17 protein-coding genes are annotated in these 22,220 nt (G+C 72.8%); 6 read left to right on the forward strand and 11 right to left on the reverse strand.

All coding sequences use genetic code 11. From position 1 onward, the window contains the following. Window positions 1-28: 28 nt before the first annotated feature. The 10 genes from ACFVVO_RS26815 to ACFVVO_RS26860 all read right to left on the reverse strand — a co-directional run bounded on the left by ACFVVO_RS26815 (window position 29) and on the right by ACFVVO_RS26860 (window position 13,235). Window positions 29-928 carry an arginase family protein gene (locus ACFVVO_RS26815; protein ID WP_390058147.1) on the reverse strand — a complete coding sequence of 300 codons (900 nt, stop codon included), beginning with the start codon at window positions 926-928 and terminating at the stop codon, window positions 29-31. A gap of 28 nt (window positions 929-956) precedes the next feature. Further along, window positions 957-1,508 (reverse strand): GNAT family N-acetyltransferase, encoded by a 552-nt coding sequence (locus ACFVVO_RS26820; RefSeq protein WP_390058148.1) that lies wholly within the window; start codon window positions 1,506-1,508, stop codon window positions 957-959. 92 nt (window positions 1,509-1,600) lie between these two features. After that, the gene (locus ACFVVO_RS26825) at window positions 1,601-2,524 is read right to left on the reverse strand and encodes an LD-carboxypeptidase (protein WP_390058149.1); all 924 of its coding nucleotides are present in this window, start codon (window positions 2,522-2,524) and stop codon (window positions 1,601-1,603) included. Next, a complete protein-coding gene (locus ACFVVO_RS26830) occupies window positions 2,521-4,476 on the reverse strand; it encodes a prolyl oligopeptidase family serine peptidase (RefSeq protein ID WP_390058150.1) in 1,956 nt (651 codons plus the stop codon). Before ACFVVO_RS26830 ends, ACFVVO_RS26825 begins: the two co-directional genes overlap by 4 nt. Window positions 4,477-4,491: 15 nt before the next feature. After that, complete coding sequence (locus ACFVVO_RS26835) at window positions 4,492-5,796, reverse strand: M20/M25/M40 family metallo-hydrolase (protein ID WP_390058151.1); 1,305 nt, start codon at window positions 5,794-5,796, stop codon at window positions 4,492-4,494. Continuing rightward, window positions 5,789-6,622, reverse strand: a complete 834-nt coding sequence (locus tag ACFVVO_RS26840) for a M55 family metallopeptidase (protein ID WP_390058152.1) — start codon at window positions 6,620-6,622, stop codon at window positions 5,789-5,791. Before ACFVVO_RS26840 ends, ACFVVO_RS26835 begins: the two co-directional genes overlap by 8 nt. A gap of 76 nt (window positions 6,623-6,698) precedes the next feature. Then, a complete protein-coding gene (locus ACFVVO_RS26845; RefSeq protein WP_390058153.1) occupies window positions 6,699-7,418 on the reverse strand; it encodes a class I SAM-dependent methyltransferase in 720 nt (239 codons plus the stop codon). Window positions 7,419-7,557: 139 nt separating this feature from the next. After that, window positions 7,558-10,035 carry a SpoIIE family protein phosphatase gene (locus ACFVVO_RS26850; RefSeq protein WP_390058154.1) on the reverse strand — a complete coding sequence of 826 codons (2,478 nt, stop codon included), beginning with the start codon at window positions 10,033-10,035 and terminating at the stop codon, window positions 7,558-7,560. 154 nt (window positions 10,036-10,189) lie between these two features. After that, the gene (locus ACFVVO_RS26855) at window positions 10,190-12,601 is read right to left on the reverse strand and encodes an MFS transporter (protein WP_390058155.1); all 2,412 of its coding nucleotides are present in this window, start codon (window positions 12,599-12,601) and stop codon (window positions 10,190-10,192) included. A gap of 190 nt (window positions 12,602-12,791) precedes the next feature. Beyond that, window positions 12,792-13,235, reverse strand: a complete 444-nt coding sequence (locus ACFVVO_RS26860) for an SRPBCC family protein (protein WP_390058156.1) — start codon at window positions 13,233-13,235, stop codon at window positions 12,792-12,794. Window positions 13,236-13,369: 134 nt separating this feature from the next. Here ACFVVO_RS26860 and ACFVVO_RS26865 point away from each other — a divergent pair, with 134 nt between their 5' ends. The 3 genes from ACFVVO_RS26865 (at window position 13,370) to ACFVVO_RS26875 (ending at window position 16,722) form a co-directional block, all read left to right on the forward strand. After that, window positions 13,370-14,410 carry an Rv2578c family radical SAM protein gene (locus ACFVVO_RS26865; protein ID WP_390058157.1) on the forward strand — a complete coding sequence of 347 codons (1,041 nt, stop codon included), beginning with the start codon at window positions 13,370-13,372 and terminating at the stop codon, window positions 14,408-14,410. 135 nt (window positions 14,411-14,545) lie between these two features. Continuing rightward, a complete protein-coding gene (locus tag ACFVVO_RS26870) occupies window positions 14,546-16,117 on the forward strand; it encodes an alpha/beta hydrolase (RefSeq protein WP_390058158.1) in 1,572 nt (523 codons plus the stop codon). A gap of 80 nt (window positions 16,118-16,197) precedes the next feature. Beyond that, window positions 16,198-16,722: a GNAT family N-acetyltransferase gene (locus ACFVVO_RS26875; protein WP_390058159.1), complete on the forward strand. Its 525-nt coding sequence runs from the start codon at window positions 16,198-16,200 to the stop codon at window positions 16,720-16,722. Between the two features lie 7 nt (window positions 16,723-16,729). Here ACFVVO_RS26875 and ACFVVO_RS26880 read toward each other — a convergent pair whose 3' ends face one another. Further along, window positions 16,730-17,311 carry an adenylosuccinate lyase gene (locus ACFVVO_RS26880; RefSeq protein ID WP_390058160.1) on the reverse strand — a complete coding sequence of 194 codons (582 nt, stop codon included), beginning with the start codon at window positions 17,309-17,311 and terminating at the stop codon, window positions 16,730-16,732. Window positions 17,312-17,686: 375 nt separating this feature from the next. Here ACFVVO_RS26880 and ACFVVO_RS26885 point away from each other — a divergent pair, with 375 nt between their 5' ends. From ACFVVO_RS26885 to ccrA, 3 genes are all read left to right on the forward strand, one after another. Beyond that, a complete protein-coding gene (locus ACFVVO_RS26885) occupies window positions 17,687-19,492 on the forward strand; it encodes a 3-hydroxyacyl-CoA dehydrogenase family protein (RefSeq protein ID WP_390058161.1) in 1,806 nt (601 codons plus the stop codon). Between the two features lie 136 nt (window positions 19,493-19,628). After that, window positions 19,629-20,450 carry a TetR family transcriptional regulator gene (locus ACFVVO_RS26890; protein WP_390058162.1) on the forward strand — a complete coding sequence of 274 codons (822 nt, stop codon included), beginning with the start codon at window positions 19,629-19,631 and terminating at the stop codon, window positions 20,448-20,450. A 430-nt stretch (window positions 20,451-20,880) separates the two neighbouring features. Beyond that, a complete protein-coding gene (gene ccrA, locus ACFVVO_RS26895) occupies window positions 20,881-22,218 on the forward strand; it encodes a crotonyl-CoA carboxylase/reductase (RefSeq protein ID WP_390058280.1) in 1,338 nt (445 codons plus the stop codon). Window positions 22,219-22,220: the final 2 nt, after the last annotated feature.

Raw genomic sequence — 22,220 nt, forward strand, 5'->3', positions numbered from 1 at the left:
GCGGCGAGTCGGCCAGGGGATCGGCCGGTCAGGATTGCGCAAAGGCGGCCACGATCAGGTCGGCCAGCAGGGCTCCCGCCGTGCCCTCGGGGTCGAGGTCGGGGTCGTAGATGGTGACGTTGAGGCCCACGCAGCGCGGGGACGCGAGCAGCGGGCGCAGCAGTTCCTCCAGTTCGGCCGGCAGCAGGCCGTCCGGGTCGGGGCTGTCGACGGCCGGCATCACGGACGGGTCGAGGACGTCGGCGTCCAGGTGGACCCAGAAGCCGTCGAGTCCGGGTGCCCGGAAGGCCTCGGCGGCGGCCCGGGCGACCAGCTCGGCACCCGCGGCGCGGATACCGCCGACGGTGACGGCCGGCATCTTCAGCGAGGCGAGTTCTGCCAGGTCGTCGATGAAGGCGTCGCGGATGCCGAGAAACCGTACGTCCTCGTCCCTGAGGTAGGGCCGGAGCCCCTCCAGGTTCGTCAGGTCCTCCTGACCGCGTCCGGTGCCGATCGCGACCTCCTCGCCGCCCGCGGCGCCGATCCGGCCGGAGTTCCCGGGGTGCCGGAAGTCGTGCGAGGCGTCGATCGCCGCGAGCCCGTACCGGCCGAGGCGGCGCATGGCGAGGGAGGCGCCGAGCTGAATGGAGCAGTCGCCGCCCAGCACCACGGGGAACTCCCCGGCGCGCAGGTGGCGTTCGACGCGGTCGGCGAGCCGCACGGTGTACCCGGCGAGCGCGGCCGCGTTGAACACTCCGTCGCCCTCCCGCCAGTCGCCGCGGTCGTAGCGGGGCGGTACGACCACACCGCCCTCCCGTGCGCCGAGCCGTCGCAGCAGGCCCTGCTCCCGGAGGGCTCCCGCCAGCTTGTAGCAGCCCGGAACGGTGCCGGGGGCCGGCGGGCGCAGACCCAGGTTGGACGGGGCGTCGAGCAGGACGAGCGTTCGCATGGAGAACTCCCTCAGCCGGGCGACGGGTTCAGTTGCCGGTGCGCATCTCGGCGGTCAGCGCCCAGCGTTCGTGGTCGCGCCAGGCACCGTCGATGAAGATCATGGCCGGTGAGAAGCCCTCCAGGCGGAAGCCCGCGCCGCGCGCCAGCGCGGCGGAGGCGGTGTTGTCCGGCTGGGCGTTGATCTCGAGCCGGTGCAGTCCGAGCGCCCCGAACGCGTACCCGATCACCAGGTCGAGGCCCTCGCGCATCAGTCCCCGGCCGGCCGCGTGGGCGAAGGCGCCGTAGCCGAGGGCGCCGCACTGGAAGCCGCCCCGGACGATGTTGTTGATGTTGATGAACCCCGCGATGTCCCCGGTGTCCTTCTCGCACACGAGGAACCCGACCCTGGCCGGATCCTTGATGAGCGCCCCGGCGTAGCTCGCGTAGCCCTCGTCGGTGTCCGGCGGGAACAGCCACGGCCGGTGCAGGTCCTTGCTCTCCCCGGCCCGGGCGGTGAACTCGGGGCCGTCCTCGAGGGTGAAGGCACGGATACCCACGCGGGGGCCGGTGGCGAGGTAGTGGGCTGCGGTGTGCGGCATCCGGCCAGCCTACGCGTCACCGGCCGGGACATCGCAGCGCATTGTTGCGGCCCCGGCCGGGCCCCGCACCGCGTGCGCCCCGGCTGGTCCGGTCAGCGCAGTGCGGGCTCGTCCAGCGTCAAGGTCCCCGCGTCGGCGTCGAGTTCGGCCGTCACTCCGAACGGCACCGTCAACGCCCCGTCGCAGTGCCCGAATCCGATCTCCTCGACGACCGGCACCCCGAGCCCGCCGAGCCGGTCGGCGAGGACCGCGCGGAGTTCGTCGTACGGTCCGCAGTCGCGCCAGGAGCCGAGCCCGATCCCGCTGACGCCGTCGAGCCAGCCGGAGCGCAGGAGCTGGGTCAGCAGCCGGTCCACGCGGTACGGCTGCTCCCCCACGTCCTCGAGCAGCAGCAGCCCGCCACGGGCGCCGGGGTGGGCCAGGGGCGTGCCGAGGTCACTGGCGAGCATGCTGAGACAGCCGCCGAGGGTCACCCCGCGGGCCCGCCCGGGCGCCAGGGCGGGGCGGCCCGAGGCGAGGGTGCGGACCGTCTCCGGTGCGAACAGGGTGGCCCGCAGATGCTCCTGCGCCCGGGCGTTCTTGATGAAGTCGACGCCCGCGGCGGCCGGCCCGTGCAGGGTGACCAGGCCGAGCCGGGTGGCGAACGCCTGGTGCAGCACGGTGATGTCGCTGAAACCGACGAACACCTTCGGCCCGGCCGCGCGCATCGCCTCCCAGTCGAGCAGATCGGCCATGCGCTGGGCGCCGTATCCGCCCCGGGCGCACAGCACCGCGTCCACGGCGGGGTCGCACCAGGCGTGCTGCAGGTCGGCCGCCCGGTCGGCGTCGGTGCCCGCCAGATAGCCCAACTCCCCGTGCCGGTTCAGTACATGGGGCGCGACCACCGGGTCGAGGTCCCAGCCGCGCAGCACGTCGAGACCGGCCTGGAGCCGTTCCTCGGGCACCGGCCCGCTGGGAGCGACGACGGCCACCCGCGCGCCGGGGGCCAGCCGGTCCGGTCTGCGCGGTTCGCTCATGTGCCCAGCTCCAGCTTCGGCACGGCGGGCGTCGGGTCCAGCCCGAACACCTGGGCGTACAGGGACAGTTCGGCCTCCAGGGCGCGCACCATGGTGTCGGCCCGCCGGAAGCCGTGCCCCTCCCCCTCGAAGGTGAGGTAGGCGTGCGGCACACCGCGGCCCTCGATGCCGGCGAGCAGGCGCTCGCACTGGGCGGGCGGGCAGATCACGTCGTCCAGGCCCTGGAGCAGCAGGAACGGCGCGGTGAGCCGGTCGGCGTGCGCGGTGGGCGAGCGCTCGGCGTACCGGTCGGGGACCTCGGCAAGCGGTCCGATCAGCGACTCCAGATAACGCGACTCGAAGTCGTGGGTCTCCCCCGGTCCCCAGGTGGCGAGGTCCAGGACGGGGTAGATGATCGTGCCGCAGGCGTACACGTCCGTCCCGGTCAGGGAGGCGGCGGTGGTCCAGCCGCCCGCGCTGCCGCCCCGGATGGCGAGCCGGCCCCGGTCGGCGGTGCCCTCCTCGGCCAGGGCGAGGGCGACGGCCGCGCAGTCCTCGACGTCGACCACGCCCCACTGTTCGCGCAGCCGCTCCCGGTAGGCGCGGCCGTACCCGGTGGAACCGCCGTAGTTGACCTCGGCGACTCCGATGCCGCGCGAGGTGAAGTAGGCGATCTCCAGGTCGAGTACGCACGGCACCCGGCCGGTGGGGCCGCCGTGCGCCCAGATGACGTACGGCGGCAGTTCGCCGTCGGGGGCGGTGCGGCCGGGGTGGTGCGGCGGGTAGACGTGGGCGTGCACCTCGCGGCCGCCGGGACCGGTGAAGACGCGGGTCTCGGGCTCCGGGTAGTACGCGGGGTCCACGGCGTCCCGGTGGCGGGCGCCGATGGCCCGGGCGCGTCCGATCCGGGTGTCCAGTTCCACCACTTCGGGGCCGGTGCGCGCGCCGGCCCCGATCGCGACGGCCCGTTCGCCGTGGGCCGCGAGAGTGGACCCGAACTCGGTCCACGGTCCGGCGGCGTCGACGACCTCGCCGGACTCGGGGTCCAGTATTCCCAGTACGGCGGCGCCGCGGCCGTGCACGACCGCGATCAGGCCGTTGTCCAGCGGCGCGAACCAGTTCAGGCCGAGCTTCCACAGCGGCCCGGCGAACTCCTCCTCGCGCGGGCACAGCGGGGTACCGTCGCGGTACAGGTTCCACCAGCCGCCGCGGTCGCCGGCGTACAGCAGCCGGCCGTCGGCGGCCCACTCCACCTGCGCGACGGACTCCTCGGGGCCGCCGGCGACGGTGCGGACCGTGTGCAGGGTGCCGTCGTCACCGACCTCGCCGACGAGCAGCTCCGTGCCGTCCCACGGCATCCGCGGATGGTCCCAGGCCAGCCAGGCGGCCCGGCGGCCGTCGGGCGAGAGCCGGGGGCCGGTGACGAACCGGTGCCGTTCCGGGACGAGTTCGCGTACGGCGGCCCGGTCATCGGCGGCCGAGCCGTCCAGCGGTACGGCGGCCAGGACGCGCCGCACGTCGTCCGGGCCGTCCCCGGTGAACTCCTCCAGCACACACCACACTTCGCCACGGGTGAGGTCCACCCGCGGCTCCGCCCAGCGCAGTCCGCCGCCCACCGGCGACAGGGGGGTGAGCGGGCGCGGTTCGCCGCCGGGCTCGTACCGGTACAGCCGCTGGTCGGCGAAGTTCGTGAACACCACCAGGGGCGCGCCGTCCCGGACCGTTCCGGTCCACGGCCGGCCGCCGTACTCGATGACCCGGCTGCGCACGTTCCACGGCGCGGGCAGCACCGATTCCTCGGTGCCCTCGGCCGTGCGCCGCACCAGGGCCCGGCGGCCACCCTCGGCGGGCCGGGGCTCGGTCCACCAGACCTCGTCCCCGACGAACCCCACCCACTCCGGCTGCCCGTCGTGCGCCGCGGCCAGCGCCGCGTCGATCGGCGAGGGCCAGGAACCGTACGGCTGCCGCTGCATGTTCTGCTCCATCGCCTAGGCCGTCCGCAGGAACCGGTCGAGGACACGGACGCCGAAGTGCAGCGCCTCGACGGGGACGCGTTCGTCGACGCCGTGGAAGAGCGCCTGGTAGTCGAGGTCCTCGGGGAGCTTCAGCGGTGCGAAGCCGTAGCCGGTGATGCCGAGCCGCGAGAACTGCTTGGCGTCCGTGCCGCCGGACATGCAGTACGGCACCACGTGCCCCTCGGGCGCGAACTCCTCGACGGCCGCCCGCATCTTCGCGTAGGTGGGCGAGTCCAGGGGCGCCTGCAGGGCGACCTCGTGGTGAGCGAACTCCCAGTCCACGTCCGGCCCGGTGAGCCGGTCGAGGGTGGTGCGGAACTCCTCCTCGCCACCCGCGAGATACCGTCCGTCCACATAGGCGACCGCCTCGCCCGGGATGACGTTCACCTTGTAACCGGCGTCCAGCATCGTCGGGTTGGCGCTGTTGCGGACGGTGGCCTCGACCAGCTTGGCGGCCGGGCCCAGCTTCTTCAGCAGCCCGTCCACGTCCCGGAAGTCGGCGTCGACGCCGTACAGGGCGGCGAGTTCGCCGAGCGCGGCCCGCACGGTCGGGGTGAGCCGGAGCGGCCACTCGTGCTCGCCGATGCGGGTGACGGCGGCGGCGAGCCGGGTGACCGCGTTCTCCTTGTTCACCTTGGAGCCGTGTCCGGCCCGGCCGCGCGCGGTCAGCTTCAGCCAGCCGGTGCCCCGCTCCCCCGCGGCGATCGGGTAGAGCTCCCGCCCGGAGCCGTCGTGGAAGGTGAAGGCGCCCGACTCGCTGACGCCCTCGGTGCAGCCATCGAACAGCTCCGGGTGCTCGTCGGCGAGGAACCCGGAGCCGTCCTCGGCGCTGGCCTCCTCGTCGGCGGTGAACGCGACGACGACGTCCCGGCGCGGCCGTACGCCCTGCCGGGCCCAGGAGCGGACGACCGCGAGGATCATCGCGTCCATGTTCTTCATGTCGACGGCGCCGCGCCCCCACACCACGCCGTCGCGGATCTCGCCCGAGAACGGGTCGACGCTCCAGTCGGCGGCCTCGGCCGGCACCACGTCGAGATGGCCGTGCACCAGCAGCGCGTCGGCGGACGGGTCGGTGCCCGCGATCCGGGCGACGACGTTGGTCCGCCCCCGGGTCCGCTCCAGCAACAGGGGTTCCAGGCCCGCTCCGGCCAGCCGCTCGGCCGCGTACTCGGCCGCCGGCCGCTCCTGGCAGTCGCCGCCGCCCCGGTTGGTGGTGTCGATGCGGATCAGGCCGGAGGTGAACTCCACCACCTCGTCCAGGGCCTGCTGGTCAGCCATACTGCTCCTCCACTGCGGCCGAGACGATCGTGGTGACCGCCTTGAAGGTACGGATTCCCTCATACATGGTGTCGCTGGTGTACGCCACCTTGCGCTCGCCGACGCGTGCGACGCCCGGCACGACGGTCGCGGCCATCGCCAGGTGCTCGGCGTCGAACTCGACGGCGACCGTGAACGGGCCGCCCCGCACCGGCTCGTACCGGACGGCCAGCTGTGCGGCCTCCTTGGCCGCGGCGCGGATGTCGGTGGCGGTACGGGCCGGAGTACGGCAGACCGCCGCGTACCGGGACACATGGTCCTTGACCGCGACCTTCAGCGCCTCGGGCGCGTACCCGAGGGCGTCCTCGCAGGCCAGGTCGTCGCCGGTGACCAGCACGACGGGGACGCCGTACTCGGCGACGACGTGCGCGTTGAGCAGACCCTCGCTCGCGCGGACGTCGTTCACCCACACCCCGGTGATCTGGTTCGCGAGGTAGGTGTGGGCGAGGACGCCCTCCATGCCGGCGCCCGCGTGGTAGCCGATGAACGCGATGCCGTCGACGTCGCCGTGCTGGACGCCCTCCACCATGGAGAGCGCCTTGTGCCGCCCGGTGAGCATCTCGACCCGCTCGTCGAGCTGTTCCAGGAGCAGGTTGCGCATGGTCCAGTGGGCCTCGTTGACGAGCACCTGGTCGGCGCCGCCCTCGAAGAAGCCGAGCACGGCGGCGTTCACGTCGGAAGTGAACATGGACCGGCACCGCTCCCACTGCGGCGTCCCCGGGAGCACGTCGGCAGGCCAGGTGACGCCGGTGGCACCCTCCATGTCCGCACTGATGAGGATCTTCATGCACCGCACGTTACGCGGTACCCCGGGGCGGCGGCTACGACCCCCGTACGCCATGACCGCCGGCCCCGGGACCTCGTCACTTGCCGGCGAGCACGAACCAGCGGGCGGGCAGGTCGATCCGGGTGCCGTCGGCCAGGTGCTCGGTCTGCGGCACGGTGGTCTCGCCGGTGGCCAGTATCTTGAGGCCGGCCTCGCCGAGCAGGCGCGGGATCTCCTCGTCGTCGGCGTCGGCGGGCTTGAGGCCGTGGTGGAAGACCCGGCGCAGCTTGGGCCCCGGCCCCTCCGGCCCGCCGGCGGCCTGCTTGAGGACATCGCGGGACCCGGACGTCAGCTCGACGACGAACGCGCGTCCGTCGGCGCCCAGGAGCTCGGCGACCGCGGCGGCCACCGCGGCGCGTGCGTGCGGCTCGCTCTGGTGGAGGACGGCGCGCATGTACACATTGGTGTCGCCGAGCCGCTCGTGCAGCTCCCGTACGGCGCCGGTGTCCGTCAGGTCGAGCTGCTGGAACTCGACGGCGCCGCCGTTCGCGGCACGCCGGGCGTGCTCGACGGCGGCGTGCGAGAGGTCGACGCCCACGGCGCGGGCGAACCGGGTGGCGAGGAAGCGGGTCTGGGTGCCGTTGCCGCAACCGAGGTCCACTATGGTGCGCCCGGTGTCCGCGTACGGCAGGAGCAGCGCGCTGTGCGGCTCGGCACTCAGGGACGGGTCGGAGTCCCAGATCGCCTCTCCCGTCCCGTCGGCGGTCTCCCGCCAGTAACTCTCCCAGGAGTTGCGATAGTTGTCCGAGACGTTCATGGCGATCTCCCCACGGTCGGTTGCGTGATCGGGATATCGCGACCGCCGTGTGCGGGGCAAGGGGCCGGAGGTCACCTTCACCGGATGTATGGACCGCGGCCACCGCGAACGGCGCGCGGAGCAGGTGGCGCGCCCCCCGTCATCGTCTTTCGGTGAGGCCCTGTTCGAACCAGACCGTCTTGCGGTGTCCGGTGGCGCTGGCACCCCACTCGCGGGCCAGCCTGCTGACCACCCGCAGACCGCGCCCGGCCTCGTCGTACGGCCCCACGGCGAGCATGGTGGGCAGGGCGGGTTCGTCGTCCGTGACCTCGAACAGCAGCGCGTCGGTGCGGACCACACGGAGTCCGACCCGGCCGCCCCCGCCGTGCCGTACGGCGTTGGTGACGACCTCGCTGACCAGCAGCCGCGCCGTCTCCACGGCCTGCGGCAGATCCCAGTCCAGCAGCCGGTCGCGGACCAGGTTCCGGGCCCGGGCGACCTCGCGCGGGTCCGCGTCGAAGTGCCATTCGGCGACGTGGTCGCCGGGGATGCCGTTGAGCCGGGCCATGAGCAGGGCGACGTCGTCCTTGCGGCCGCCATCGGTGTTGAGGGCCCGGATGATGGTGTCGCAGGCGTCGTCCATCGAGGCCGCGGGATGGGCGGCGGACTCGCAGAGCGCGGCCAGGCCCTCGCCGATGTCGGAGCCGCGCACCTCGACCAGGCCGTCGGTGCACAGCACCAGCCGGTCGCCGGGCGCGACCCGGACGACTGTGGCCTCGAAGGGGACACCGCCCACACCTATGGGCGCGCCGGTCGGCAGGTCGAGCAGTTCGCTGCGGCCGTCCTCGGCCCGCACCAGCACGGGCGGGATGTGCCCGGCGTTGGCGAGATGCAGTTCGCCGCGGATCGGGTCGTAGACCGCGTAGAGGCAGGTGGCGAGGTAGTTCTCGCCGAGCCGGCGGGCGAGGTCGTCGAGGTTGCGCAGCAGTTGGGCGGGCGGGGTCTCCATGGTGGCCATGGTCTGTACGGCCGTGCGCAACTGCCCCATCATCGCGGCCGAGTTCAGCCCGTGGCCCATGACGTCGCCGACCACGAGGGCGGTGCGTGAGCCGGGCAGCTTGATGGTGTCGAACCAGTCGCCGCCGATCCGGCCGAGCCGGGTGCCGGGCAGATAGCGGGTCGCCGCGTCACAGCCGGCCATCCGCGGGGTGACCTGCGGCAGCATGCTGTCCTGCAGGGTGTCGGCGACGTTCTCCTGGTACGTGTACATACGGGCGTTGTCGAGCACCAGGCCCGCGCGGGCGGCGAGTTCGGCGCCCGTGGTGCGGTCCATGTCGTCGAACGCGGCACGGTCCGGGCGGCGCATCAGCACCATGAAGCCGAGGACGACGTTGCGCGCCTTGAGAGGCACGATCAGCAGGGAGCGGCCGCCGATGAGCGGCCTGAGGTCGCGCTTCTCGAACTCGCCGGAGATGCGGCTGGACAGCTCCTCGGTGACCCTCGGGATCAGCACCGGCTCGCCCGTCACCATGCACTTGTAGAACGGGGTGTGCTCGGGGAAGGCGAACGTCTCGCCGACCGGCACGGTGTCGTCCCAGCGGCCCGGTTCGTCGTTGTGCTCGACCCAGACCCGGTGCATCACCGTGCTCGCGTCCGGCGGGCCGTCCGGGAAGCCCTCGCCGGCCAGCACCGCCGAACGCAGATGGGTGCCGGCGAAGTCCGCGAAGCGGGGCACGGCGGCGCTGGTGACCTCGCGGATGGTCTCGCCGAGGTCGAGCGAGGTGCCGATGCCGGAGCTGACCTCGTTGAGGAACTCCAGCCGCTCGCGCACGGCGGCGTACTCGAGGTCCTGCTCGGCTCCGGCCGGGATCACGGGCGCGGTCCGCTGCTGCGGTACGACGGCCTCGGCGCGGCTGCGGCCGGGGCGGCGCGGGACACCCCAGTACGGGGTGACGGGCACCCGGTCGAACTGGCTGAACTCCAGGACCGGATAGCCGAGTTCGAGGATCTGGGAGACGATGCGGCCGCTGAGGCCGGGGCCCATGTTGGGCAGGATCTCGGGGAGCCGGCGCTCGAGTTCGTCGGAGGCGGGCAGCTCGGTGTGGCGGGCGAAGCCGGGCGAGATGTGCTCGGTCGCCTCGTCGTCGTAGCCGCGTTCCTCGCGCAGCCGGGCGGCGTCGGCGGCGAGCACCAGCAGCCGGAACGGGCCCGGGCCGACCAGTGGGTAGGCCCACCAGAGCACGTCGATCCGCTCGCCGTCGGCCGCCTCGGCACCGGACCGCCCGTCCTTGTGCGGGGACTGGCGGGCCCGGCCGGCCGCCGGGTAGGCGGTACGGCCGCCGAGGGAGGCCTCCAGGTCGGGGCCGAGCCCGTCGTACGCCTCGTAGGGGCCGTAGGCGTCCGGCATCGCGTCGCTGTGCGGGTCGTCGGAGAGCGCGCCGGAGACCGGCAGCAGATCCACCGCGGGACGCCCGACCGCGTCCTGCCGGTCGACGCCGAACAGGCGGCCCGCGCCACTGCTCCAGCGGGACACCAGACCGTCGCGGTCGACGACCACCACGGCAAGCGGAATCCGGCCCGCCGCGGCGTCGCCGGCGCCGCGGCCGGGAGGTTCGTCCCGCTCGCTGCCACGGTCCATGGCCCAGGCCCTCTCTCCCCACGGCTGTTCGCAAACGATCTGTGCCGCCCGCCACTACGGTACGGCGGCGGCCGGTCGCGATGTGCGGCAATCCTGGAATTGGTTTCACCGGACCGCCCCGGCGCGCAGCTCAGCGCCCTGCGGGCGCCCCCCGTCAGTCCTCGTGGCCGAGTTGCAGATCGCGCTCCGTGCGGCCGCCGCCGGCGACCTGCAGGACGGTTGCGACCGGTGGGTAACCTGCGGCGATGACCGTGTACTCGCCGGAGGACAGGTCCACGAACCGGAACGCCCCGTCGGCTCCGGTGGTGAGGGTGTCCACGACGTTCCCGGCGGCGTCCAGGAGCGTGACGCGGGCGTCCTCCACCGGACGGCCGCCGCTCGCCCGGACGGTGCCCCGCAGCACGGCGCCGCCCGCGAGTTCGACGTCCTGCCGGGTCTCCCGGGCGGCCTGCACGGTGACCGGGAGCGCGGCGGGCCGGAAGGCGGGGGCGCTGGCGGCGAGGGTGTACTCGCCCGCCACCAGCTCGGTGATGTCGTAACCGCCCTCACGGCCGCTGCGGGTGCTGGCGACGACCTCGCCGTGCACGTTGGTGAGGGTGACGGTGGCGTCCCGGACGGGGCTGCCGTCGGCGGTGAGCACGCTGCCGGCGAGGCGTCCGGCGCCGCCGAGGACGACGTCGAGTTCGACGGGCCGCTCCCCGACGGTGACGGAGACGGCCTGCGGCTGGTGGCCGCCGGCCGCGGCGATCAGCACGTACGAGCCGACGCCGGGCGTGGCGAGCGCGTAGCGCCCGTCGTCGCCGCTCGCGCCGCGCCCGATCTGCTGTCCGGCGATGTCGATGAGGGTGAGCGCCGCGCGGGGCACCACGGTCCCGTCGGGATGCTGCACCGTGCCGCAGACGGGGACTCCGGCGGCGTACGGCGAGCGGGACGCCCCGGCCGGGGGCTGGTGGCGGGCCTGCGGGATGGGGGTGGTCGGGGACACGGGCCCGGTTTCGGCGGCGTTGTGGGACACCAGCGGTTTCTCCTTGAGGAAGATGGCGATGAGCAGGCCGAGGACGAGCACCGGGACGAGGTAGAGGAAGATCCGGGGCATCGCGTCGGCGTAGGCGCGGATGTAGGCGTCGCGCAGCGCCGGTGGCAGCGCGTGTACGAGCTGCGGGGTCAGGGACTCGGGGTCGGGCAGCCCGGCGCCCGCGCGCGGCGGCAGTTCGCGCCGCAGGGCGTCGGTGAGCCGGCCGGCGAAGAGCGTGCCGAAGACGGCGGCGCCGACGCTGCCGCCGATCTGCCGGAAGTAGTTGTTGGCGCTGGTGGCGGTGCCGAGGTCGGCGGGGCGCACGGAGTTCTGCACGGCGAGGACCAGGACCGGCATCACCAGGCCGATGCCGGCGCCGAGGACGGCCATCCAGACGCTGTAGTACAGCCGGGGCGTGTCCACCTCGAGCCGGGACAGCAGCCACATGCCGACGGCGGACAGGGCGCCGCCGAGGACGGGATAGAGCTTGTACCGCCCGGTGTGGCTGATGAGCTGCCCGCCGATGATCGAGGCGCCGACGATGCCGGCCATCATGGGCAGCATCAGCAGCCCGGACTCGGTGGCGCTGGCCCCGTCGACCATCTGCAGGAAGGTCGGCAGATAGCTGGCGGCGCCGAACAGCGCGACGCCGATCACCAGGCCGACCAGGCCGGTGACGTTGAAGACGGAGTCCCGGAACAGGCGCAGCGGGATGAGGGGTTCGGCGGCGAAGTGCTCGGCGACGAGGAAGAGGACCGTGGCGGCCAGGGCGCCCGCGCCGAGGCCGAGGATCTCCCGTGAGCCCCAGGCGTACTCGGTGCCGCCCCAGCTCGTGAGCAGCACCAGGCAGGTGGAGGCGGCGGCCAGCAGCAGCGCGCCGGGCACGTCGAGACGGGCACGGACGCGGGGCCTGGGGAGTTTGAGGACGGCGGTGACCACGGCGAGGGTGAGCAGGCCGAAGGGGACGTTGATGTAGAAGCACCAGCGCCAGGACAGATGGTCGGTGAAGTAGCCGCCGAGCAGCGGACCGGCGACGGAGGCGACGCCGAACGCGGCGCCGATCAGGCCCATGTAGCGGCCGCGCTGCCGTGGCGGCACGATGTCGGCGATGATCGCCTGCACCCCGATCATCAGTCCGCCCGCGCCGACGCCCTGGACGGCGCGGAAGGCGATCAGCTGGTCCATGCTCTGCGCCCGCCCGGCGAGCGCGGAACCGGCCACGAAGACCAGGATCGCGAACTGGAAGACGCCCTTGCGGCCGAAGAGGTCGCCGAGCTTGCCGTACAGCGGCAGGCCGATGGTGGCGGTGAGCAGATAGGCGGTGATCGCCCAGGACATCTTGTCCAGGCCGTGCAGCTCACCGACGATCTTCGGCAGCGCGGTGGCGACGATCATCTGCTCCAGCGCGGCGAGCAGCAGCGCCAGCATCAGCCCGAGGAAGATCAACCGCACCCGTCGGGCGCCGAGTTCGGCGGTCTCGGGCGCTGGGGGCGCGGGTGTCCCGGGGGGTGCCGTGACCGGTTCGTCCCGGACCAGAGTCGTCCCACCCACGTACCGCTCCCCTCGTCGCACCTGTCACACAATTCCCGCGCAAGACGACAACTGCGGACAAGTACGGCGAGTTACGGCACAAGCTCGGACGGGATGCGAATCCACTCGAACCGGTGAGGGGCACAACACCCCGCCGCCGGACGGCGTTTGGGGTCAGCCGCGGACGCACCCAGTCACTTGGCGCGCCCGGTCACTTCTCGACCTCGCGCGCCAGGTTGGCGAGGATCGCGTCGTAGATCCGGCCGAGGCCCTTGGGTGCGAAGGTCCGCTCGAAGAAGCCGCCGATGCCGCCGGCGCCCTGCCAGTTGGTGGTGACGACGACCCTGGAGCCGCCCTCGCCGGCGGGGGTGACGCGCCAGGTGGTGACCATGGAGGAGTTGCGGTCCTTCTCGACCAGCTCGCCGTCGGTGGGCTCGCTGACCTCCAGCAGGCAGTCGCGCACCCGCTTGCTGGTGGCCTGCAGCTTCCAGTGCACGAGGGTGCCCTCGCCGTCACCGCCCTCGCGCACCTCGTACTCGCTGAAGTGCTCGGGCAGCAGCCGCTGCCGTGTGCCGCTGTAGTCGGCGAGGGCGTCGAACACCTTCTCCGCGTCCGCCGCGACGACCCGCTCCGTAGTGGCCTCGACCTGCGCCATTGCGTTCCTCCAGGACCAGTTTTCTCGAAGTGGGAGCAAGCCAACCACCCCGGTGCCCGGCCGCCCAAATCGGGGTCGCACGATCACGGGAACAGATGTTCTATTCTGTGCGGCAGTGCTACCGAGGAGGCGTCATGCGCTGGGAGAACCTCACAGGCGAGCCCGAACACCGCCGGGCCGACCCCGCCCTGTTCGGCGCGGACGCCGTGACCACCCGCACCTTCGACACGCCCGAGTTCCGGGGGATCACGTTCCACGAGGTCCGGGCGCGTTCGATCCTCAACCGGGTGCCGGGCGCGTCCCGGATGCCGTTCGAGTGGACGGTGAACCCGTACCGCGGCTGCACGCACGCGTGCGTGTACTGCTTCGCCCGCAAGACGCACGGCTACCTGGACCTCGACACGGGCATCGACTTCGACACCCAGATCGTGGTGAAGGTGAACGCTCCCGAGCTGCTGCGCCGTCAGCTCGCCTCGCGCCGCTGGCAGGGCGACCACGTGGCGATGGGCACCAACGTCGACTGCTACCAGCGCGCCGAGGGCCGCTACCGGCTGATGCCGGGCATCATCTCGGCCCTCACCGAGCACGCGAACCCGTTCTCGATCCTGACCAAGGGCACCCTGATCCTGCGCGACCTGGAGCTGCTGACCCGGGCGGCCCGGGTGACGGACGTGGGCATCTCGGTCTCGGTGGGCTTCACGGACACCGGGCTGTGGCGCACCGTGGAGCCGGGCACGCCCGCGCCCGAACGCCGGCTGGACGTGGTCCGCGTCCTCGGCGAGCACGGCATCGGCTGCGGGGTACTGATGGCGCCGGTCATCCCCTTCCTGAGCGACCACCCGGCCCAGCTCCGGGAGACGGTGCGGGCGATCGCGGCGGCCGGGGCAACCTCGGTCACGCCCCTGGTGCTGCATCTGCGGCCGGGCGCGCGGGAGTGGTTCATGGCCTGGCTCGGGCAGCACCACCCGCACCTGGTGCGCCGCTACGAGCGGCTGTACGCGGAGGGCGCCTACGCGCCCAAGTGGTACCAGCGCCGCATCACCCGCCAGGTGCACGAACTGGCCCAGGAGTACGGCATCGGCCCCACGCGCGCGGGAGCGGCCCGGCGGATCCGCCCGGCCGGGGCCGCCGAGGCACCCGCCCCTTCGGAGCCGACCCAGCTCACCCTCCTCTGAGAGCGTTGGAGGGCATCCCTCGACCCAATTGGGTCAAGTATCGACAGAACGGGTTCTGCGGGGCACCGATTTCGGGACGATCCGGCGAGGACCGTGATCACACGGTTCGCGTCACCCTCCGTCCCGGGAGGACCCATGAGGACACGCGCAGCCGTGCTGTGCGCAGCCGCCGCCATGGTGGCGGGCTCGGTCACGGCCGTCCCCGCGCAGGCGGCCCCCACCGCTCCGGCGCCGAAGCTCACCTGGAAGAAGTGCGGCACCGACGACTACCCGGCCCTGCAGTGCGCGTCACTGCAGGTGCCGCTGGACCACGCGCGGCCGTCCGGCCGGCAGATCACGCTCGCCCTGTCCCGCGTCCCGCACACCGCCCCGACCTCCCAGGGCCCGCTGCTGGTCAACCCCGGCGGCCCCGGCGGCAGCGGCCTGAAGCTCGCCGGCTACGTCGCGTCGGCACTGCCCAGGTCGGTGGCGGCCCAGTACGACGTCATCGGCTTCGACCCGCGGGGCGTCGGGAAGAGCACGCCCGCGCTGGACTGCTCGGCCGGCCGCTTCGCGCCGGTGCGGCCCGACACCGTGCCCGCCACACCGGCGCTGGAGCGGACGAACCTCGAGCGTGCCCGGTCCTTCGCCGCCGCCTGCGGCCGCAAGTACGCGGACGTGCTGCCGTACATCGACACCATCGACGCCGTCCGTGACATGGACGCCGTCCGCCGGGCCCTGGGCGCGCCGCGCATCAGCTACTTCGGGTACTCGTACGGCACCTATCTGGGCGCGGTGTACGCCAAGCTCTACCCCGAGCGGGTACGGCGCCTGGTGCTGGACTCGATCGTGGACCCGACGGGCGTCTGGCACGAGGACAACGTCGGCCAGGACTACGCCTTCGACGCCCGCCACCGCGCCCTGATGGCCTGGATCGCCCGGCACGACGCCAGGTACCGGCTCGGCAAGGACCCCGCGAAGGTCGAGGCCGAGTGGTACGCGATGCGCGCGGCCCTGGCGAAGAAGCCGGCCGGCGGCAAGGTGGGCGCCGCCGAACTGGAGGATGCCTTCATCCCCGGCGGCTACTACAACGGCTACTGGCCGCACCTCGCGGCGGCGTTCGCCGCCTACGCGAACGAGGGCAGGACGGGGCCGCTGGTGAAGGCGTACCAGGACTACGGCGCCGTGGACGGCCCGGGCGACAACGGGTACAGCGTCTACGCGGCGGTGCAGTGCCGTGACGCCTCCTGGCCACGCGACTGGAACCGCTGGCGGACGGAGACCTGGGGGGTGTACGCGAAGGCGCCCTTCATGGCCTGGAACAACGCCTGGTACAACGCACCGTGCGCGTTCTGGCCGACCGGGACGCAGCGGCCGGTGGACGTCGCCAACACGAAGCTGCCGCCTGCGCTGCTGTTCCAGGCGACCGACGACGCGGCGACGCCGTACGCGGGCGGGGTGACGGCCCACCGGCTGCTGGCCGGCTCCCGCCTGGTGGTCGAGGAGGGCGGCGGCAACCACGGCATCAGCCTCAGCGGCAACGCGTGCCTGGACCGGTACCTGGCCGACTACCTCTCCGGCGGCGGGCTCCCGCGCCAGGGCGGCACGGCCGGTACGGCCGACGCGGTCTGCGAGAGGTCGCCGGACCCCGAGCCCCCGGCGGACAAGGCGGCCCCGACCGTCTCGCGCGGCGCGGACCTGCACAGGTTGCTGGGCTTCCGCGGTTAAGACGGCCGGCCGGCACCTCGCCGGTCGGGGCCGGCGAATATTCACGGGCGCCGGGCGGAGCGGCTCCTTAGGGTGCGGTCATGGACGACCCCTCCCTCCGCATCCGCCCGATGACCCTCGACGACTGCGACCGTGTCTCGGAGATCCGCGTCCGGGGCTGGCAGCACGCCTACCGTGGGCTCGTGCCGCAGCCGTATCTCGACGCGCTCAGCGTGGCGCGGGACGCCGAGCGGCGGCGCGCCTGGTTCGCGCAGGGGAACGGCGCCGTGGTGAACCTGGTCGCCGAGCGGGGCGGCGAGATGGCCGGCTGGGCGGCGTACGGGCCGTACCGCGACGGTGAAGTGCGCACCGGGGAGGCCGAGTTGTACGCCATCTATCTCGACCCGGACCATCTCGGCACCGGGGTGGGCCGGGCGCTGCTGGCGGAGTCGGTCGAGCGGTGCGCCGGGTATCCGCGCATGTTCCTGTGGGTGCTGAAGGAGAACACGCGCGCCCGCCGCTTCTACGAGCGGGCCGGCTTCCGGTGGGACGGCGCCGAGGAGCCCTTCGAGGCGGGCGGCGAGCTCGTGCCCGAGGTGCGTTACGCCCGGGCCCTGGGCGACTGACCCGGCGTCACTTCCGTTCCTGGCGCGGGATGCGGGCCAGCGCCCGCACCGCCGCCTCGGCGAGCGCCGGGTGGGCGAGGGCCTCGCCCAGCACCCGCCGGGCGCGGGCGTCGCCGAGCGTGCCGAGCCCGTCCACGCAGGCGAGGGCCACCCGCCGGTAGGGGTCGTGCGGGCGCAGCCGGCGCTCCAGGGTGGTGATCAGCGCGGGTACGGACTCCGGGGCGCGCAGCTCGACGAGGAGCCGTACCGGCTGCAGGGCGTAGGCGACGCGCAGTTCGTTGGTGGCGAGGGCCGCCGCGGCGCGGGCCGTACGCGGGTCGCCGAGCCGGGCGAGGGCGTGGGCGGCGGAGGCGCAGCGGGGCGGGTCGCGGTGGTTGAGCAGCAGCACGAGCGCTTCGAAGGCGCGCCGGTCGCCGGCCCGGCCCAGCCGGAACGCGGCCAGTTCCCGGGCCCACAGCGGCTGTCCGGGCGCGGTGAGCACCTCGGCCAGTTCGTCGTGGTCCCCGGTCGTCAGCAGCCGCTCGTAACCGGGCGAGCCGTGCGACTCCTGCCTTAGGCGTTCCGTGAGCGATCGCGACTCTTCGTCCACGGGGCCAGCGTAGGCCGGTCGCCGGTGCGCAGGGAGCTACATCACAAAGTCGGCTACGGCGCAGGGCTGGCGCGCTCGTTACTGGCCGGTTAAGCTCAGACGAGCGAGTTACCCACTCGCTGTTCGCTCACGACGGTTTGGTGACGCAGCCGTCGTGCGCTGGTCGGTTCGGTACCTCGGTACCGCAGTACGACCCGGCTCCGGGACAGGGCCGGTCGGATTCCGCCGCTCCCGGGCGTGTGCACGCCCGTGGTGCCGGCACCGGGCGTGTGCGCCAGCAGCCCGGCAACACCCGCACTCCTTTCCGCCCCGGTGTGCGCCTTCGGGCGCACCCGGCGCGTTCCCAGTCGTCACCCTCATTTCTGGAGTCCCGCGATGGCCACTCCCCTGTCCGACACCCCTCTGTCCCAGCTCAAGACGATCGCCGTCGTCGGCCTCGGCACCATGGGCACCGGCATCACCGAGGTTCTCGCGAAGGCGGGCCGCGAGGTGATCGGCATCGACGTCGCCGAGGCCCAGACCTCGCGGGCGCTCGCCGCCCTGGAGGCCGCCACCGCCCGCGCCGTCGAGCGCGGCCGGCTGACCGAGCAGGACCGCGCCGGCGTCCTGGCCCGGGTCCGCCTCTCCTGCGACCTGCGCGCGGCGGCCGACGCCGACCTGGTCATCGAGGTGGTCCCGGAGTCGTACGAGATCAAGCACCAGGTCTTCCGCGAGCTGGACGGCATCGTGCGCCCGGAGACCATCCTGGCCACCGGCACCAACGCGCTGTCCGTCACCCGTCTCGCCGCCGACTCCGCACGCCCCGAGCGGGTGCTGGGCCTGCACTTCTTCAACCCGGCCCCGGCGATGAAGCTGGTCGAGGTCGTCTCCTCGGTGCTGACCGCGCCGGCCGCGGTCGCCGCGGTCACGGACCTCGCGATCGAGCTGGGCAAGGAGCCGGTCGCGGTCGGCGACCGCCCCGGGTTCGTCGCGGACGGCCTGCTGTTCGGCTACCTCAACCAGGCCGCCGCGATGTACGAGGCGAAGTACGCCTCCCGTGAGGACATCGACGCCGCGATGCGGCTCGGCTGCGGCCTGCCCATGGGCCCCCTGGCCCTGCTGGACCTGATCGGCATCGACACCGCGCGTACGGTCCTGGACGCCATGTACGCCGAGTCCCGCGACCGGCTGCACGCCCCCGCCCCGATCCTCAAGCAGCTCAGCGAGGCGGGCCTGGCCGGCCGCAAGTCCGGGCGCGGCTTCTACACCTACGAGGCGCCGGGCAGCGCCACGGTCGTGCCGGACCCGCTGACGCCGGCCGCCGGCGGCACCGGGGCCGAGGGACGTCCGGTCCGGTCCGTCGGTGTCGCGGGCTCGGGCACCATGGCCTCCGGCATCGCCGAGGTGTTCGCCAAGGCCGGCTACGAGGTCGTCCTCGCCGCCCGCAGCGAGGAGAAGGCGCGGACGGCCAAGGCCCGTATCGGCAAGTCGCTTTCGCGCTCTGTCGACAAGGGGCGGATGACCGCCGAGGCGGCCGCCGAGACCCTGGGCCGGGTCACCCCGGCGGGCTCCTACGACGCCTTCGCCGACGTCGACCTGGCGGTCGAGGCGGTCGCCGAGGACCTGGAGGTCAAGCGGCAGCTGTTCGCGGCGCTGGACAAGGTCTGCAAGCCGGGCGCGGTGCTGGCCACCACCACCTCCTCGCTGCCCGTCGTCGCCTGCGCCCGCGCCACCTCGCGCCCGCAGGACGTGATCGGCATGCACTTCTTCAACCCGGCCCCGGCGATGAAGCTGGTCGAGGTCGTGCGCACGGTCCTGACGGCCGACGACGTGCACGCCACCGTCCGCGAGGTCTGCGGGCGGATCAGGAAGCACGCCGTCGACTGCGGCGACCGGGCCGGGTTCATCGTGAACGCGCTGCTGTTCCCGTACCTCAACAACGCGATCAAGATGGTCCAGGAGCACTACGCGACGCTGGACGACATCGACGCGGCCATGAAGCTCGGCGGCGGCTACCCGATGGGCCCGTTCGAGCTGCTGGACGTGGTCGGCCTCGACGTCTCGCTGGCGATCGAGAAGGTGCTGCACCGCGAGTTCCGCGACCCGGGCCTGGCCCCGGCGCCGCTGCTGGAGCACTTGGTGGCCGCGGGCTGCCTCGGCCGCAAGACCGGCCGCGGCTTCCGCGAGTATGCCCGCCGCTGACGGCGTCGGCGACTGGTCCCGGACGGAGAAGGACTGGGGCGGACTGCTCGGCCCAGCGGGAACGCCCCCGCCCCTCGCGGGCGGGGGATCCCCCGGACCTGCGCATCCTGCTGCGCACATGCAGTACGTTCGGGTCATGCCCCAGCCCGCCAAGTCCTCACGTACGCCAGCCACGCCCGACGCGCCGGAAAGTGCCGCAGGCAGTCGCGCCGCCGCCCAGCGGCTGAAAATGCGCCGAGAACTGGCGGCCGCAGCGATGGAGCTGTTCGCCACCAAGGGGTACGAGGCGACCACCGTCGACGAGATCGCGGCCGCTGCCGGGGTCGCACGCCGCACCTTCTTCCGCCACTTCCGCTCCAAGGAAGAGGCGATCTTCCCGGACCACGACGACACGCTCATCCGTGCCGAGGCGGTCCTCAACGCCGCCCCGGCGCACGAGCATCCGCTGGACACGGTGTGCCGCGGCATCAAGGAAGTCATGAGGATGTACGCGGCCCGGCCGGAGATCTCGGTCGCCCGCTACAAGCTGACGCGCGAGGTGCCCACCCTGCGGGAGGCCGAGATCGCCTCGGTGGCCCGCTACGAGCGCCTGTTCACCCGTTACCTGCTCGGCCACTTCGACGAGCACGCGCACGCCGACGACGCCAACGACGACCCGCTGCTCGCCGAGGTCGCCGCCTCCGCCGTCGTCACCGCCCACAACCACGTCCTCAGGCGCTGGCTGCGGGCCGACGGCCAGGGCGACGTGGAGGCACAGCTCGACCACGCCTTCGCCATCGTGCGCAAGACGTTCGGCACCGGCATCGGCGCCGGACGCGGCCCGGCGGCCGGGCAGGCGGCCACCATGGCGCCGGCGACGGTCTCCGCGCACGGCGAGGTCCTGGTGACGGTCGCCCGCACCGACGCCCCGCTCGACGAGGTCATGCGCACCATCGAGGAGGCGCTCAAGGAGCGCTGAGGCACTGCGTGCCCTGTGATGACGGCCACCCTTCGGGGTGGCCGTTTTGGCATGTCAGGGGCCCTTTTCGAGGAGATTTCGGAGCCCGTTCGATCGATCATCGCTCATTTGTCACGTAAAGATTTCATCTGAGAGCAGCTTCTGGCACTCAGTGCCTTGCGGCATGACACGCGGTGTCATACGTTGAAGGGAGTCCGGGCGGCCGGCGCGCAGAGACCATTCGTGCGTCGGCTGTCCCCGCAAGCCGGACGGCCTGCGCGCCCGGACGCCTGCGTCACAGGCAACCTCCCGCGCCACAAAGCGCTGCCGAAGCACCACCCCCGCCGAACCGACGGCACACCCTCAAAACCCTCAGCAGCTCCCAGCAGCACCGACGATCCCCCAGCGCCCCTCCCTCAGGGCGCTCACCGCCGGAGGCAACACCGTGACCGTGAAGGACATCCTGGACGCGATCCAGTCGAAGGACGCCACGTCCGCCGACTTCGCCGCCATGCCGCTCCCCGAGTCGTACCGCGCGATCACCGTCCACAAGGACGAGACGGAGATGTTCGCGGGCCTGCAGACCCGTGACAAGGACCCGCGCAAGTCGATCCACCTGGACGACGTGCCGCTGCCCGAACTGGGTCCGGGCGAGGCCCTGGTGGCCGTGATGGCCTCCTCGGTCAACTACAACTCGGTGTGGACCTCGATCTTCGAGCCGCTGTCCACCTTCGGGTTCCTGGAGCGCTACGGCCGCACCAACGAGCTGGCCAAGCGCCACGACCTGCCGTACCACATCATCGGTTCCGACCTCGCCGGCGTCGTCCTGCGCACCGGCCCGGGCGTCAACGCCTGGAAGCCCGGTGACGAGGTCGTGGCCCACTGTCTGTCCGTCGAGCTGGAGTCCTCGGACGGCCACAACGACACGATGCTCGACCCCGAGCAGCGCATCTGGGGCTTCGAGACCAACTTCGGCGGCCTCGCCGAGATCGCGCTGGTGAAGTCCAACCAGCTGATGCCGAAGCCGGACCACCTGAGCTGGGAGGAGGCCGCGGCCCCGGGCCTGGTGAACTCCACCGCCTACCGCCAGCTCGTCTCCCGCAACGGCGCCGGCATGAAGCAGGGCGACAACGTCCTCATCTGGGGCGCGAGCGGCGGCCTCGGCTCCTACGCCACCCAGTTCGCACTGGCCGGCGGCGCCAACCCGATCTGCGTCGTCTCCAGCGAGCAGAAGGCCGAGATCTGCCGCTCCATGGGCGCCGAGTCGATCATCGACCGCAACGCCGAGGGCTACAAGTTCTGGAAGGACGAGAACACCCAGGACCCGAAGGAGTGGAAGCGCTTCGGCAAGCGCATCCGTGAGCTCACCGGCGGCGAGGACATCGACATCGTCTTCGAGCACCCCGGCCGCGAGACCTTCGGCGCCTCCGTGTTCGTCACCCGCAAGGGCGGCACCATCACCACCTGCGCCTCGACCTCGGGCTACATGCACGAGTACGACAACCGGTACCTGTGGATGTCGCTCAAGCGGATCATCGGCTCGCACTTCGCCAACTACCGCGAGGCCTGGGAGGCCAACCGCCTCATCGCCAAGGGCAGGATCCACCCGACCCTGTCGAAGGTGTACTCCCTGGAGGACACCGGCCAGGCGGCCTACGACGTGCACCGCAACCTGCACCAGGGCAAGGTCGGCGTGCTGTGCCTCGCCCCCGAGGAGGGCCTGGGCGTGCGCGACCAGGAGATGCGCGCCAAGCACATCGACGCCATCAACCGCTTCCGGAACATCTGAGG

Source organism: Streptomyces sp. NPDC058145, assembly GCF_042884245.1.
GTDB lineage: Bacteria > Actinomycetota > Actinomycetes > Streptomycetales > Streptomycetaceae > Streptomyces.